Origin of the sequence: Shimia aestuarii, assembly GCF_022814865.1 — a bacterium.
GTDB lineage: Bacteria > Pseudomonadota > Alphaproteobacteria > Rhodobacterales > Rhodobacteraceae > Shimia > Shimia aestuarii_A.
Window position 1 is genome coordinate 143,603 of sequence record NZ_JAKVRD010000001.1, and the last position, 13,416, is coordinate 157,018.

Below are 13,416 nucleotides of genomic sequence, written 5' to 3' on the forward strand. Positions count from 1 at the left end.
TCCCAAACTACCTGCCCTTGCCACGCCGCCCCATTGGCACGTATGACAAAGATCATGCAGAAAATGCCATATATCCGCCTTGCCATTGTCGACTTCCCCGGTGCCCAACAATCTGCCCTCCTTGGGCTGGCCGATCTCTTCGCCCTGCTGCCGCGCCTTGCCGATGGCCCGGTCCCAACGCTGAGCGCGACAATCGTCTCTCCCGATGCCCTGCCCGCAAGGGTGTTCGATGCCATCCTGCTACCGCCCTCGATCCAAGGCACCTTCCCTGCGCCGGACGACCCGCTGCTTGCGTGGATTCGCGGCCAACACGACCGCGGCGCGATGGCCTGTTCGGTCTGCGCCGGGGCGTTCTGGTTGGCCGAGGCGGGGCTGCTCTCAGGGCGCCCGGCCACAACCCACTGGGCGCTTGAGGATCGGTTTCGCGCGACCTATCCGGATGTAGACCTGCGACCGGACCACATCCTGATCAACGATCTCGACGTGGTGACCGCCGGCGGACTGATGGCGTGGCCGGATCTTGGACTGTTCCTCACTGGCCATTGGTGCGGCCCCGATATGGTGTCACGTCTGGCGCGCCATTTGCTGATTGATCCTGCGGGACGCGAACAACGCCACTACGCCACGTTTCGCCCCAACCGAACCCACGGCGACGCCGCCGTCCTGCGCAGCCAACGGCGCATGGACAGGGATCATGCCGCCGCCCTGCCCCTGCGCGACCTTGCCGAGACCTCAGGCCTCAGCCTACGCACCTTTCAACGTCGCTTCCACACCGCCACCGGCCTCGCCCCGGCCTCCTACCTAAAGGCCCTGCGCATCGAAAAAGCCCGCGGCAGGCTGGAACGCAGCAGTGAAAACATCGCCACAGTCGCCTGGTCCGTCGGCTATCACGATAGCGCCGCCTTTGCTCGCGCCTTCCGCGAAATCACCGGCCTGACCCCCGGCGCCTATCGCAAGCGTTTTCGCATGTCGGCGCCTGCATCCTTGCCGGGATCCCAGCCGCCCTCCCCCTTGCCTGAAAGGCCTGCGCCCCGTATCTAGACCAGAACGCAATCCGCTGTCAGGAGACAACACATGCTCAAAGGACTGGGCCAGCTTGGCGACATGGCCAAGATGATGAAACAGGCGCAGGAAATGCAGGCCAAGGTGACAGAGCTTCAGGAAGAGCTTGAAACCATGACCGTGACCGGTGAATCCGGTGCCGGCCTCGTCAAGGCCACCGCGACCGCCAAGGGCGAACTCAAAGGCCTCGACATCGACCCCTCGATCTTCAACGGCGACGACAAGGAAGTGGTCGAAGACCTGATCCTCGCCGCGATCAAGGACGCTCAGGCCAAGGCCTCCGAGAAGTCCCAATCCGAGATGAAGGCGTTGACCGATAGCTTCGGCCTGCCTTCCGATTTCAAGATGCCCTTCTAAGGCTTCTTCTCTGTAAAAATACTCAAAGAACCGGCGGTGCCGCCCCGGCGCCGCCCCCCACCAAGGGCAGCACATGAGCGGCAACGAGATCGATACCCTGATCGACCTGATGGCGAAATTGCCGGGCCTTGGCCCGCGCTCTGCCCGCCGCGCCGTGCTACACCTGATCCGCAAACGCGCCCTTCTGCTGACCCCCTTGGCCGATGCCATGCAACAGGTCGCCGTGACTGCGCGTGAATGCCTCAATTGCGGCAATGTCGGCACCTCTGACATCTGCGACATCTGCGCCTCCGAGAAACGTGCCACGGGCGAGATCTGCGTGGTCGAGGATGTGGCCGATCTCTGGGCGATGGAACGCGCGGGCGTGTTCAAGGGTCGCTACCATGTTCTTGGCGGCACGCTCTCGGCGCTCGACGGCATCGGCCCCGAGGACCTCGCCATTCCCCGCCTGATTGACCGGATCGAGGCCGAAAGCGTCACCGAGGTGATCCTCGCGCTCAACGCGACGGTCGATGGCCAGACCACCGCGCATTATATCGCCGACCAGCTCGAGGATCGCGTCCGCCTGACCTCGCTGGCCCAGGGCGTGCCTATCGGTGGTGAGTTGGACTACCTCGACGAAGGGACGATTTCCGCGGCCCTCTCGGCCCGCAAATCCCTCTGATCTCACTCGACCAGTTGCGACACATTCCCGCACTGGAGGGTTACTTGATCTAGTCGCTGTTTCCGGCGCATTTCATTCCTTACCATATCCCTCGGACGCGCTGAAATCGGAGGGATGAAATGACGACATATGTTTTCGATAGTATGCTCATTCACGAACGTTACGACATCGTGGACGATGGCGGGGAACAAACTTGGGAGGTCAGTTTTGGCGAAATCTACCAAGGCGATCTCGCGCTGGTGGCAAGCGAAAACTCTGACTCTTTCAGCTACACGAGCCTCGGCGTTACCGAAGAAAACGAAATGGAGGCGCTCCTGACGGGCTTTGGCATGCCCTATGCGATCGCGCTTCCCGGCGGCGAGGACTACATCAAGCTGCTCGATTCAGACTTTAGCGATGCCACTGTCTCAAGCCTCTACTGGACCAATGAAGGCTCCAAGTCTGCGGCCATTCTTGCGATCACATGGGAATGGGAAGATCTCGAGGAGATGACGGCCGATAGCGCGACGCTGGTCATCCAATTGGCTGGCGACAATATCCCGCCATTCGAGAACTATGCTGACCTCGGCAGCTTCCTCGATGGTCTAGACACCGTCTTGCCCTATGCACCTCCAGGCTACCAACCCGGCGACGTCATTGAGCTGCATAGCGTGCTCGACCATGAAGACATCATTCAAGAAGACCTGATCAAAGGCACTGCAGGCAATGATACGTTGATCGGCGGCCTCGGCAACGACACGATCTCCGGCAATCAGGGAGGGGACTATATCACTGGTGGCATCGGCCATGACGTTCTGCGCGGTGGCGAAGGAAGAGACGACATCTCGGGCGGCAAACATGGCGATCTGATCTATGGTGGTGACGGCGATGACCTGATCCGCGGTCAGAAAGGCAATGACACGGTCTATGGTGGCGACGGTGCCGACCTCGTCAACCTAGGAGGGGGCGCGCGCGACGTCTTCTACGACAGTCCCGAAACCGGGCCTGCGGGCAATGACACGGTCTTTGGTGGCGATGGTCGCGACATCATCAATGGCCGTGGGGGCGACGACTCCTTCTACGGCGAAGATGGTAACGACAAGCTGCGGGGCGGCGTTGGCGACGACGAGCTTTATGGCGGCGCAGGCGACGATACGCTCAGCGGTGGCAGCGGCAGCGATACGCTGGCCGGTGGTGAAGGGGCGGACGTCTTCAGGTTCCGCAATGACCTGTCCAGCGATGACAACGTCATCACCGATTACGAACTCGGGGTCGATATAATCGAGATGTATGACGGCTATGACGCCGAGGACACGACCTATACGCTCGCCAATGGCACCGACACGTTGATCACCCTTGTCTCTGGCGCGACGATCCTCGTCGAAGGCGTGACCGACACGCTCGCACTACGTGCCGAGATCGAAGCACAGCTCTGAACGCCGCACAGACAGGTGAAACCAAAAAGGCCCGCCAAGCGGCGGGCCTTTCTTATGTCTTCGAAGCGCAGGGCGCGATCAGGGCTGTTCGTCCTCATCGTCGTCGTCGCTGTCCGGCAGGTTAAAGAAGCTGTCGGCATCGGCGTAGGCGCCATCGTCTTTCTCGTCTTCTTCCGAGTCATCATTGCCAAGAGTGAAGGTCTCAAGACCCTCGATCGCCGTCGGCATCTTCGGCTCGGCATCCATTTCCAGCGACTGCTCGGTCGACACCAGCTTGCGGCGCTCGTCATCGCTCATCACTTCGCCCTCAGCGGCGCGCTTCTCCGCGGCCTTCTGTACGGCGGCGTCAAGCTCGCTCTGCTTACACAGGCCAAGCGCAACCGGGTCGATCGGCTGCATGTTGGCGATGTTCCAATGCTCGCGGTTGCGGATCGACTGGATCGTCGGCTTGGTGGTGCCGACGAGCTTGGAAATCTGACCGTCCGAAAGCTCGGGGTGGAACTTCACCAGCCACAGGATCGAATTCGGGCGGTCCTGACGTTTCGAGAGCGGCGTATAGCGCGGGCCACGGCGCTTCTCTTCGCCGCTCGCTGCGGCGTTGAATTTGACCTTGAGCTTGAACAGCGGGTCACCCTGCGCCTTGTCGATGTCGTCCTGCGTCAGCTGGTTGTTGGCGATCGGGTCAAACCCCTTTACGCCGCCAGCCACGTCGCCATCGGCGATGCCCTGAATCTCAAGCTCATGCATACCAACGAAATCCGCGATCTGCTTAAAGCTGATCGTCGTGTTGTCCACGAGCCAGACAGCGGTCGCCTTCGGGTGCAGCAGTTTGCTCATATCGTGTCTCCTTAACGCATATCTTCCCCGATGCCTGACTTTGCAGGCGGCACCGATTTGCGCGGTGCGGGTTTCCGTTGTCGGGGAACTTGCGGCCTATATAGTGACATCGGATCAATAAGGAAAGAGTTGAATGCGACTTGTGAAATCCCTCGCCTTGGCCTGCCTAAGCGCCGCTCCGCTCATGGCAGAGGGCGAACGCGCGGGTGCGTTTGACTACTATGTCCTGTCGCTGAGCTGGTCGCCCTCATGGTGCGCCCTTGAGGGCGATGCGCGCAACTCTCCCCAATGCCACGAGCGCGAGGACTTCGGCTGGGTGCTGCACGGGCTCTGGCCCCAGCTCCATCGCGGTTGGCCCTCCTACTGCAACACCATTGAGCGTAATCCGCCCCGTGGCCTGACCGAGGACATGGCCGACATCATGGGGACCTCCGGCCTCGCATGGTATCAATGGAAGAAACATGGCCGCTGCTCGGGCCTCTCTGCCGAGGACTACTACGCCCTCTCGCGTCGCGCCTACGAAGGCGTCAACCGGCCCGAGGTGTTCCGCAAACTGACCAAGCCCGTGACCCTCCCCGCCACTGTGGTGGAACAGGCCTTTCTCAAAGCCAACCCTACGCTCGAGCCGGACATGATTACCATCACCTGCCGCGATGGCCTCATCCAAGAGGCGCGCATTTGCCTCTCCAAGTCGCTCGATCCCGTCCCCTGCGGCCAGGACACGGTGCGCGACTGCTCGCTGAAGAACGCCCGCCTCGACCCCGTGCGCTGACCTCCCAAAACGAAAAACCCGGCCGCATGGGCCGGGTTTCTCAATTCGTCCGTGTGGACAAGCTTAGTGCAGCTTCGCGTCTACTTCGGCAATCGCGTCTTCGATGAGCTTGTTGCCCTGGGCAGCAGTCATCTGTGCCGCGATCACGTCCTTCGCCGCGCCAACGGCCACGGTCACGGCCTGGTCGCGCACTTCCTTGACAGCAGAGGCCTGAGCCGATGCAATCTGGTCTTCCGCAGCCGCCATCCGGCGGGCGATCGACGCCTTCAGCTCTTCCTTGGCGAGTTCCGCCGCGGTGGTCGCTTCGGCTTTCGCGTGTTCGACGATGCGGTCAGCCTGTTCCTGAACCTCTTTCTGCTTGCGCTCATAAGAGGCGAGCAGGGTCTGAGCTTCTTCGCGCAGGGCGCGGGCTTCGTCGAGCTCCGATTGGATGCCTTCGGCGCGCTTGTCGAGCATCCCGCCAAGCATCGAGGGCACCTTGAAATAGAACAGGACCGCGATGAACAGGATGAAGGCCAGCAGCACGATGAAGTTCGTGTTGTGCAGCGAGAAGAACGGGCCGCTCGCGGCGAATGCCGGGCTGGCGGCACCGAGGGCGAGGAGAGTAGCAAGTTTGCGCATGGTCCTTACCCCTTCACACGTGTGCCGATCGCGTCGGCGATCGCTTTGTCATCCGCGCTACCACCAAGGGCAGCAACGATTTCTGCCGCGGTCTCGGTCGCAACGACCTTCACGCTTTCAAGGGCACCGGCGCGGATCTCGGCAATCGCCTTCTCCGACTCGGCAGCCTTTGCGGCAATCTCGGCATCCGCCTTGGCGGTGGCTGCATCGAGATCGACCTGAATCTCGGCCTTTGCCTCTGCGACGATGCGCTGTGCTTCTGCACGGGCATCTGCGAGTGCCTTGTTATAGGCCTCTTCCGCTTCGACGGCTTTCGCCTTCAGCTCTTCAGCTGCGGCGATATCATTCGTGATGGTCCCCTGGCGCTCGGCCAGCACGTTCGCGATGCGCGGAAGCGCGATGCGCGACAGGACGAAGTAGATCACGACGAGCGTGACCAAAAGCCAGAAAATCTGGTTGCCCCAGTTCGAGAAATCGAGCTGCGGCATGCCCGGCGCGGATGCGGCGGCATCTGCGGCGTGGCCTGCGGCTTCGTGGGTTTCAGTCGCCATGTCGTCCTCCTGGGAACTTCCGTTAGATTACGGGCGGGGCGCTTGCCTTAGGGCGCGCCCGCGCCCGCACGTAAGGATGGTTCCGTTCGGATTAGACGGCGAACATCAGCAGCAGAGCAACGAGGAACGAGAAGATGCCCAGTGCTTCTGCGAATGCGATACCGATGAAGAGGGTGGCGGTCTGCGAAGCAGCTGCCGACGGGTTACGCAGAGCGCCTGCGAGGTAGTTGCCTGCAACGTTACCAACACCGATAGCGGCTGCGCCGGAACCGATTGCTGCGAGACCTGCGCCGATGTGTGCGAGTTGACCTTCCATGGGTGTATCTCCTTACGATTGGAAGTTGGAATGATAAGTGTTCGGATCGAACCTGTGTCGGGAGGATGGGCTATGCGCCCACCGCCCTTAGTGCGACGGATGCAGTGCGTCCTTCAGATAAACACAGGTCAGAATGGTAAAGACGTAGGCCTGGATGAAGGCCACGAGAACTTCGAGACCGTACATCGCGGTGATCGCGACGACAGACACCGGCGACACGACGGCAATTGCGGCGAAGCCTGCGAAAACCTTGATCACCGCGTGGCCCGCCATGACGTTGCCAGCAAGACGAATGCTGTGGCTCACGGGGCGCACGAAGTAAGAAATCAGCTCGATGATCGCGAGGATCGGACGCAGCGCAAGCGGCGCGCTCGAGACCCAGAACAGACCGAGGAAGCCCGCGCCGTTCTTCACGAACCCGACGATGGTCACGGTGAGGAAAACCAGAAGCGCAAGCACCACGGTGACCGCGAAATGCGAGGTGGTGGTGAAGGACATCGGGATCAGGCCAAGGAAGTTGGCGAACACGATGAACATGAAGAGGGTCATGATGTAGGGGAAGAACTTGACCGCGTCCTTACCGGCGACATCCTCGACCATCTTGTAGACAAAGCCGTAGGCAAGCTCACCGATCGACTGGGTGCGGTTCGGAACCATCGCGCGGCGGCGCGTGCCGAGCACCATCATGGCGATAATGCCGACCACGGCGAGCGCCATCCACAGGGTGACGTTGGTCACGGTGTACCACTCAATCGTGTCTCCGCCGAAAAGCGGCTTCACGATGAACTGATCCATCGGGTGGAAAACCAGACCGCCCTCTTCGGCGCCGTGTGCTTCGCTTGCCACGTTTAGTCCCTCTCGTCTCTCTCCGCCGCCTCGGCGGCTTCTGTGTCCTCTTGGATCTCCTTGGCGCTGCGCAGCATCGTCTTGATACCGGCCGCGAGACCCAACATTGTAAACAGCACCAGGAATATCGGGATGGTTCCCAACAACAGGTCAAGCCCGTATCCGATGCCAAAGCCGATCCCGAGACCGGCGACCAATTCAATCACCATGCGCCAGGCCAGGTTGGCCGCCGAATAGTGCTCGTCCGCGCGAGGCTTGGGGTCTTGGGCCCGTTTGGCCGCCTCGATCCGCTTTTCCAGGTGCGTCATACGCTCTTGGGTTTCGGGATCGGTCACACGCAAATTCCCCGTTTGGACGTTGCGGCATAGCTACGGCGCAGCGCCCCCCGAGTCAATGCCGTTAGCGGCAACGGAGAAACACCCCTAAACCATTGTTATATTGAGTATTTTCACAGAGAAGAAGAGCAGGGCAGAGTCTGCCGCACCCCGCCATCCCCCGGATTCCGCCAAAACACCATATTCAACCAAATGGTTGACGATAATCGGGGGGCCGGGTTTATGGGGGCATGACCGATACGCTCGACACCGTCTTTGCCGCCCTTGCCGATCCGACACGGCGCGCGATCCTGTCGATGCTGCTCGAGGACGATATGGCCGTGACCGACGTGGCCGAGCCGTTCGACATCTCCCTTGCCGCGATCTCCAAGCACCTGACGATCCTGACCCGCGCCGGCCTCATCTCGCAGGACAAACGCGGCCGCGTCAAATGGTGCAAGCTGGAACCGGACGCCCTGCGCGCCGCCAGCGTGTGGATGCAGGGTTTCGGTCAGTTCGACCCCGTCGACCTCGACGATTTCGAAAAGTTCCTGAAGGCCGAACTCGGCGACTGACTAATGCTCGTTCCTGAGCAGAAGCAACAGCGACACCACCGTGAGCGCCACACCGACAAGGATCATACCGCCCGGCGCCCCGTGGCCCAAGATGATCTCCCAGCCGATGACCCAGCTTGGCACAAGATAGGTATAGGCCATGACCTTGGCACTCGGCAGGTGCAGCACCGAGAACTGCAACAACACGAAGGTCGCCGCGCTGGCAAAGATGGCGAGATAGACCACCGTGATCCACACGATCCCCGGCAATCCTGCCCAGTCCGTCGCACAGATATCGGACCAGCCATAGACAGTCAGGATCACGAATCCCGCGATCAGCATCCCGAAGGTGAACACCACGGGCCGCTCCCCTCGGTTCAGCTTGCGCACCATCGGCGTATAGATCGCATGCGCGACGCAGCCCCAGAAGTAATAGATCTCTCCCTGCCCGACCCGGAACCGCAGAAACGCCGCCCAATCGGCCTTGAAGATGACCCAAAGCGCACCAAGCGCCCCGATCGCGAGGGCGATCCCCATGCGTCTCGTCGTGATCTGGCCAAGAAGCGCATACCCGAACCCCGCTGACATGATCGGCGTCAGGGTAAAGACCGCCGCTGTGCTGACTGGCGCCGCGGTCTTGAGCCCCTCGAACATCAGCACGAAATAGGCCGCAAAAAGCCCCCCAAGCACGAGATAACGCCACGGCGCATGGAACGCCCCGCGCCCGATCCCACCCGTCGCAAGCGCCGCCGCCCCGATCACGCAGCCCGCAATCAGGAACCGCACCGCGTTGAGCGCGGCAGGGGCAATCTCATTTGCTGCCAAAGAGCCGAGCGAGAACGACCCAGCGACCAGCGCCGAGAACAAAAGCATCGCCAGATGGCCGCGGCCTTGCCAACTCATGCCATGGACCAATCCGGGGCACGATCCTTGAGGAAGCTGAGGAAGGTCTGAACCTTATGCGTGCGGTGCAGGTCCACATGGGTGACGAGCCAGAGCGGCCCGCTCCAATCCTCATCGCGCGGGATCACCTCGACAAGCTCAGGATGCGCGCGCTGCGCCCAGACCGGCAAGAAACCGATCCCCGCCCCGGCCACGACCGCCACCTCGGTCGCGTACCAATCCATGGTGCGGAACATCACCTGCGACCGCGCGACATGTGCGGTCATCCACTTGCTGTAGGGCACCCGCGACCGTTCTTCGTCCGGCCCGACGAAACGATGCTGCGCGAGGTCTTCGATGCTTTCGGGTCTTCCATGGCGCGCGATATAGTCCGGGCTGGCAAAAAGCCCCACCGGCAGGCGCCCAAGCGCCTGCACCACGTTGTCGAGCTCTTCCGGCGCAGGCCCCGCCCGCAGCGCCACATGCGCCTCGCCATATTCAAGCCGGAAAAGCCGCGTGCCGGTGAGGTAACGCACAATGATATCCGGGTGCGCCTGCTGGAACTCGGACAAGAGCGGCACCATGACTGGCGCCATGGTCTCGAGCGAGGTCACGACAAGCTCGCCCTCCATGCTGCGCCCCTGCCCCTTGATACGCCCTTCAAGCTGGCCGAACTGATCGTCTGTCGCCTTGGCCACCCGCATCAGGTCTTCGCCCGCTTCTGTCGGCGTGTACCCCCGCGCATGACGCTGGAAAAGCTTGACGCCAAGCCGTCCCTCAAGCGCATCGATATGGCGAATGACCGTCGCGTGATGCACGCCAAGCACATCGGCCGCTCCGCTGACCGTCCCCATGCGCGCCACTTGGAAAGCGGTGCGGATTTCATCCCAATTGTCCATGTGGCCGTCCTGTGCGCAATCCAACAAACCTGTGCCAACTATGCCGACACTGTTCGCAAATGCAAAGACCAGCTCTTCATCTTGGCAGAAATACTCTGAAGACGACCGCAAGGCCGGGGCCAAAGCCCTTAAAGTTCGAGCCAGTGCACCTCGGCACCAAGGTGTTCGAGAACCCGCTCGAAATCCTCAGGCGTGACTCCGATGGTCCGATCATTGACCAACGGGTGCATGTAAATCCGATCCGCGTTGCGCGCCGCCGCATCCATGTAAAAGATGACACCGGTCTCCACGCCCGTCGCCATGGCAAGCGGGCTGACCGCGCCGGGCCGGATGCCGAGGAATTCCATCAACCGATCCGCCGAGCCAAAGGACAACCCGCCAATCCCCAACTCCGCGCCAAGCGCCTTGAGGTCGATCTCGCGATCCTGTTCGAGCGTGACGAGGTAATTGCGCTTCTTGCGATCGCGCAGGTAAAGGTTCTTGAGCCGAAACGGCACCTCGCCCGGCTCCACCAGCGCCGCCTCAACGCTCTTGGCCTCTTCGACGGTCCGAAGCGGCACATGCTCATGATAGGTAAACCCAATCCCCCAGCTCCGCAGGCGCTCCAAAAGCGCATCTGACGAGAGCGGCAGGCTGTCTTGATGAGCGGATGAGGCGTCCATTTGATGTCCTTTCGACCGAAACCGGCGCGAGACTTAGGCGTTTTGCGCCTCTACGGCAAGACACGGCGCACCCGGTCGAAGATCGGATCGAACAGCCCATCGAGCCGGATCATCATCCGCGCCCGCCAGAGCGCCCGCGCATAGCCGCGATCTTGCGGATATCCGTTGTCCGCCACCACATGCGCCGCCCGCAACACCCGCGCCCGCCGCCGCGCCTCTTTCCCACCGCGGACGCGAAACCGCGTCTCCTGTTCAAGGCTGGCGAAAAGGCTCGCCCCCGTATCCTCAAAGATCGACGCGACCGGCGCGCCTTGGCGAAGCGCAAGATACCCTGCCGGCACGTCCCTGCCACAGGCCAGCGCGAAATTGACCGTGCCCGAGATACGCGGGTTGATCTCAAGAACGACAAGCGTGCCATCGGGCCGCGCGAGGCAATCAAGGTCGATCCCGCCCGTCCAGTGAAGCGCCCCCGCGATCCGCGCGAGGTAGTCATCGATGACCGCGTTCTCATCGCGCAGGGCATAGGGCGGTGTGCCGGCAAAGGAGAACTCATAGTCCGTGCAGAACCCAAACCGCGAGAGCACCTCTCCGTTCCGGCAAACCCCGGTCACACCCACGAAATCGCCGTCGACCGCCTCCTGTATCTGCACTGTGCCGGTCGGCCCCGAGGCAAGGAAGCGCTCGAAATCGGCCTCGTTGCGAAGCGCACTGACGCCAAGCCCCGCGACGCCATCCACCTTGAGGAAAAGCGGAAAGCCCCAGCCCGGCACCACCTCACGCAGCCGCTCCGCCTCGACCGCCTGCGAGCGCGGCGTTGCAATCCCGAGCCTCTCGCAAAGTGCGACCGTCGCCGTCCTGTCCCGAGCCAATGCGAGGCTCTCTGGCGACGGCGCGAAGAGCGCGGTTGCCTGTGGCGATCCCGGCTCTGCCGCCTTTGCTGCAAGGGCGACGACGCTCGCGTCATGGTCACTGATCGGCACGACAAGGTCGATCCCCCGCGCCGCGATCAACTCAAGAAGCCACGGCACATCCTCTTCCGGCGTGGCTGCAGGCGCATGGTAAACAATGTCGGACACGTAATCGGATTGCCCGTGCAGCTTTGTGCCGCTCTTGTCCCACGCGACAAGAGTGATCTCGTGGCCGCGCTGTCCGAAGGACTGAAGACAGGCCAAGGCCCCCTGCCAATGGCAGGACATGATCAATATGGAAAACCGCGCACTCAAACCCTTACCCTCGGTTTCGCCTCCACTTGGCCCTCTCGCCACGTCACGCTCTCTCGCCACATGGAAACCATGCTACACAAGCACAAGAACGCGGATGAGATCAGCCCTAGAGACAGCCTAATTTTATCACGGAGACGGGAATGCTTGCCACCCCCCTGACGCTGCCCTGCGGCGTAACGCTTCACAATCGGATTGCCAAGAGCGCCATGACCGAAGCCATGGCAGACCGTGCCGACCACCCCACCAACGCGCACGCGACGCTCTATAAACGCTGGGGCGATGGGGGCTTTGGCCTTTTGATGACCGGCAATGTGATGATCGACAGCCGCTATCTCGAACGCCCCGGCAACGTGGTGGCCGAGGATGAAACCGTCCTGCCTTCCCTGACCGCGTGGGCCAACGCCGTCAAACCGACCAACGCGGCGCTGTTCATGCAAATAAGCCATCCGGGCCGCCAATGTCCCGCCATCGTCAACCGCCGCCCGCTCGCGCCCTCCGCCGAACGCCTCCGCATCCTTGGCGTCTTCGGCACGCCCCGCGCCATGAGCGAGAACGACATCGCCGACACCATCGCCCGCTACGCCGCGACCGCGCGCCTTGCCAAGCGCGCAGGGTTCGACGGGGTGCAACTTCATGCCGCCCACGGCTATCTTCTGAGCCAGTTCCTGTCGCCCAACACCAACCGGCGCAGCGACCAATGGGGCGGGTCGCTCGAAAACCGCGCCCGTTTCCTGCGCGCAACCCTTGCCGCGACCCGCGCCGGCGTCGGCCCCGCCTTCCCCATCGCCGTCAAACTCAACTCCGCCGATTTTCAAAAAGGCGGCTTTACTCTCGAGGACTCCATGCAGGTCGCTCGCTGGCTCGAGGAGGACGGCATTGACCTGATCGAGATTTCCGGCGGCACCTATGAACAGATGTCCTTTCTCGAGGCCGATACCGAGGGTCAGCGCGACAGCACCAAGCGTCGCGAGGCGTTCTTTCTCGACTACGCCCGCGAGATTCGCGCCGCCGTTTCCGTGCCGCTCATGGTCACTGGCGGCTTTCGACACCGCGCCGCCATGCAAGAGGCGCTTGCCACGCATGGCATCGACCTCATCGGCCTCGCCCGCCCCGCCTGCACCGATCCCGACTGTGCCACTCGCCTGCTCTCTGGCGAGGTGGACCAGATCGGCATCGACGAATCCGGCCTCATGCTCGGACGCGGCCCGCTTGGGGCCAACGCCAAGGGCGCACTGGCCGGGCTGGTCAACGCCGTGGCGCGCGTCGAATACTATGTCTGGCAGATGATGCGCATGGGCCGGGGCCAAGCCCCCGACGCCTCAGGCCGCGCCAACGCACTCGGTTATCTCATGTGGTATTTGACCCGCTCCGCCCGCGTCGCACTCGCCCGCAAGCTCCCCGGCGCTTGACTCCTCACGCCCACGCGCGTAAACGCCCCTCA

At 62.2% G+C, this 13,416-nt stretch carries 17 protein-coding genes; 7 read left to right on the top strand and 10 right to left on the bottom strand.

Annotated elements, in window-relative coordinates:
• Positions 1-54: 54 nt before the first annotated feature.
• The 4 genes from MK745_RS00740 (at position 55) to MK745_RS00755 (ending at position 3,498) form a co-directional block, all read left to right on the top strand.
• Positions 55-1,041 (top strand): GlxA family transcriptional regulator, encoded by a 987-nt coding sequence (locus MK745_RS00740; RefSeq protein ID WP_243611357.1) that lies wholly within the window; start codon positions 55-57, stop codon positions 1,039-1,041.
• A gap of 33 nt (positions 1,042-1,074) precedes the next feature.
• Positions 1,075-1,419: a YbaB/EbfC family nucleoid-associated protein gene (locus MK745_RS00745; protein WP_243611358.1), complete on the top strand. Its 345-nt coding sequence runs from the start codon at positions 1,075-1,077 to the stop codon at positions 1,417-1,419.
• A gap of 73 nt (positions 1,420-1,492) precedes the next feature.
• Positions 1,493-2,083 (top strand): recombination mediator RecR, encoded by a 591-nt coding sequence (gene recR / locus MK745_RS00750; RefSeq protein WP_243611359.1) that lies wholly within the window; start codon positions 1,493-1,495, stop codon positions 2,081-2,083.
• 119 nt (positions 2,084-2,202) lie between these two features.
• Positions 2,203-3,498 carry a calcium-binding protein gene (locus MK745_RS00755; RefSeq protein WP_243611360.1) on the top strand — a complete coding sequence of 432 codons (1,296 nt, stop codon included), beginning with the start codon at positions 2,203-2,205 and terminating at the stop codon, positions 3,496-3,498.
• A 78-nt stretch (positions 3,499-3,576) separates the two neighbouring features.
• Here MK745_RS00755 and MK745_RS00760 read toward each other — a convergent pair whose 3' ends face one another.
• On the bottom strand, positions 3,577-4,335 hold the full coding sequence (locus MK745_RS00760) for a DUF1013 domain-containing protein (RefSeq protein ID WP_243611361.1): 759 nt from the start codon (positions 4,333-4,335) through the stop codon (positions 3,577-3,579).
• 133 nt (positions 4,336-4,468) lie between these two features.
• Between MK745_RS00760 and MK745_RS00765 the strand changes: the two genes are divergently transcribed.
• On the top strand, positions 4,469-5,107 hold the full coding sequence (locus tag MK745_RS00765; RefSeq protein WP_243611362.1) for a ribonuclease T2: 639 nt from the start codon (positions 4,469-4,471) through the stop codon (positions 5,105-5,107).
• A 63-nt stretch (positions 5,108-5,170) separates the two neighbouring features.
• Here the strand turns inward: MK745_RS00765 and MK745_RS00770 are convergent, their stop codons facing one another.
• The 5 genes from MK745_RS00770 to MK745_RS00790 all read right to left on the bottom strand — a co-directional run bounded on the left by MK745_RS00770 (position 5,171) and on the right by MK745_RS00790 (position 7,749).
• On the bottom strand, positions 5,171-5,728 hold the full coding sequence (locus tag MK745_RS00770) for a F0F1 ATP synthase subunit B (RefSeq protein ID WP_243611363.1): 558 nt from the start codon (positions 5,726-5,728) through the stop codon (positions 5,171-5,173).
• Positions 5,729-5,733: 5 nt separating this feature from the next.
• Positions 5,734-6,279: a F0F1 ATP synthase subunit B' gene (locus tag MK745_RS00775; protein WP_243611364.1), complete on the bottom strand. Its 546-nt coding sequence runs from the start codon at positions 6,277-6,279 to the stop codon at positions 5,734-5,736.
• A gap of 91 nt (positions 6,280-6,370) precedes the next feature.
• Entirely contained in the window at positions 6,371-6,595 is a 225-nt protein-coding gene (locus MK745_RS00780; RefSeq protein ID WP_022572950.1) for a F0F1 ATP synthase subunit C, read from the bottom strand.
• An 87-nt stretch (positions 6,596-6,682) separates the two neighbouring features.
• Positions 6,683-7,441: a F0F1 ATP synthase subunit A gene (locus tag MK745_RS00785; protein ID WP_243611365.1), complete on the bottom strand. Its 759-nt coding sequence runs from the start codon at positions 7,439-7,441 to the stop codon at positions 6,683-6,685.
• Between the two features lie 2 nt (positions 7,442-7,443).
• Entirely contained in the window at positions 7,444-7,749 is a 306-nt protein-coding gene (locus MK745_RS00790) for an AtpZ/AtpI family protein (protein WP_279391704.1), read from the bottom strand.
• Positions 7,750-8,006: 257 nt separating this feature from the next.
• Here MK745_RS00790 and MK745_RS00795 point away from each other — a divergent pair, with 257 nt between their 5' ends.
• Positions 8,007-8,330: an ArsR/SmtB family transcription factor gene (locus MK745_RS00795; RefSeq protein WP_243611367.1), complete on the top strand. Its 324-nt coding sequence runs from the start codon at positions 8,007-8,009 to the stop codon at positions 8,328-8,330.
• Here MK745_RS00795 and MK745_RS00800 read toward each other — a convergent pair whose 3' ends face one another.
• The 4 genes from MK745_RS00800 to MK745_RS00815 all read right to left on the bottom strand — a co-directional run bounded on the left by MK745_RS00800 (position 8,331) and on the right by MK745_RS00815 (position 11,975).
• Complete coding sequence (locus MK745_RS00800; RefSeq protein ID WP_243611368.1) at positions 8,331-9,212, bottom strand: DMT family transporter; 882 nt, start codon at positions 9,210-9,212, stop codon at positions 8,331-8,333.
• The gene (locus MK745_RS00805; RefSeq protein ID WP_243611369.1) at positions 9,209-10,090 is read right to left on the bottom strand and encodes a LysR family transcriptional regulator; all 882 of its coding nucleotides are present in this window, start codon (positions 10,088-10,090) and stop codon (positions 9,209-9,211) included. The genes MK745_RS00800 and MK745_RS00805 overlap by 4 nt, the downstream gene beginning before the upstream one ends.
• A 128-nt stretch (positions 10,091-10,218) precedes the next feature.
• Positions 10,219-10,752, bottom strand: a complete 534-nt coding sequence (locus tag MK745_RS00810; protein ID WP_243611370.1) for a prolyl-tRNA synthetase associated domain-containing protein — start codon at positions 10,750-10,752, stop codon at positions 10,219-10,221.
• Between the two features lie 50 nt (positions 10,753-10,802).
• Positions 10,803-11,975: a hypothetical protein gene (locus tag MK745_RS00815; RefSeq protein ID WP_243611371.1), complete on the bottom strand. Its 1,173-nt coding sequence runs from the start codon at positions 11,973-11,975 to the stop codon at positions 10,803-10,805.
• Between the two features lie 140 nt (positions 11,976-12,115).
• Here MK745_RS00815 and MK745_RS00820 point away from each other — a divergent pair, with 140 nt between their 5' ends.
• Positions 12,116-13,384: an NADH:flavin oxidoreductase/NADH oxidase family protein gene (locus MK745_RS00820; RefSeq protein WP_243611372.1), complete on the top strand. Its 1,269-nt coding sequence runs from the start codon at positions 12,116-12,118 to the stop codon at positions 13,382-13,384.
• The last annotated feature ends 32 nt before the right edge of the window (positions 13,385-13,416 follow it).

Coding starts and splice junctions, on each gene's coding strand:
- MK745_RS00790 (WP_279391704.1), bottom strand. CDS start 7,749: ATGACGCACCTGGAAAAGCGGATCGAGGCGGCCAAACGGGCCCAAGAC.
- MK745_RS00775 (WP_243611364.1), bottom strand. CDS start 6,279: ATGGCGACTGAAACCCACGAAGCCGCAGGCCACGCCGCAGATGCCGCC.
- MK745_RS00780 (WP_022572950.1), bottom strand. CDS start 6,595: ATGGAAGGTCAACTCGCACACATCGGCGCAGGTCTCGCAGCAATCGGT.
- MK745_RS00745 (WP_243611358.1), top strand. CDS start 1,075: ATGCTCAAAGGACTGGGCCAGCTTGGCGACATGGCCAAGATGATGAAA.
- recR (WP_243611359.1), top strand. CDS start 1,493: ATGAGCGGCAACGAGATCGATACCCTGATCGACCTGATGGCGAAATTG.
- MK745_RS00820 (WP_243611372.1), top strand. CDS start 12,116: ATGCTTGCCACCCCCCTGACGCTGCCCTGCGGCGTAACGCTTCACAAT.
- MK745_RS00770 (WP_243611363.1), bottom strand. CDS start 5,728: ATGCGCAAACTTGCTACTCTCCTCGCCCTCGGTGCCGCCAGCCCGGCA.
- MK745_RS00810 (WP_243611370.1), bottom strand. CDS start 10,752: ATGGACGCCTCATCCGCTCATCAAGACAGCCTGCCGCTCTCGTCAGAT.
- MK745_RS00765 (WP_243611362.1), top strand. CDS start 4,469: ATGCGACTTGTGAAATCCCTCGCCTTGGCCTGCCTAAGCGCCGCTCCG.
- MK745_RS00795 (WP_243611367.1), top strand. CDS start 8,007: ATGACCGATACGCTCGACACCGTCTTTGCCGCCCTTGCCGATCCGACA.
- MK745_RS00805 (WP_243611369.1), bottom strand. CDS start 10,090: ATGGACAATTGGGATGAAATCCGCACCGCTTTCCAAGTGGCGCGCATG.
- MK745_RS00740 (WP_243611357.1), top strand. CDS start 55: ATGCAGAAAATGCCATATATCCGCCTTGCCATTGTCGACTTCCCCGGT.
- MK745_RS00800 (WP_243611368.1), bottom strand. CDS start 9,212: ATGAGTTGGCAAGGCCGCGGCCATCTGGCGATGCTTTTGTTCTCGGCG.
- MK745_RS00755 (WP_243611360.1), top strand. CDS start 2,203: ATGACGACATATGTTTTCGATAGTATGCTCATTCACGAACGTTACGAC.
- MK745_RS00760 (WP_243611361.1), bottom strand. CDS start 4,335: ATGAGCAAACTGCTGCACCCGAAGGCGACCGCTGTCTGGCTCGTGGAC.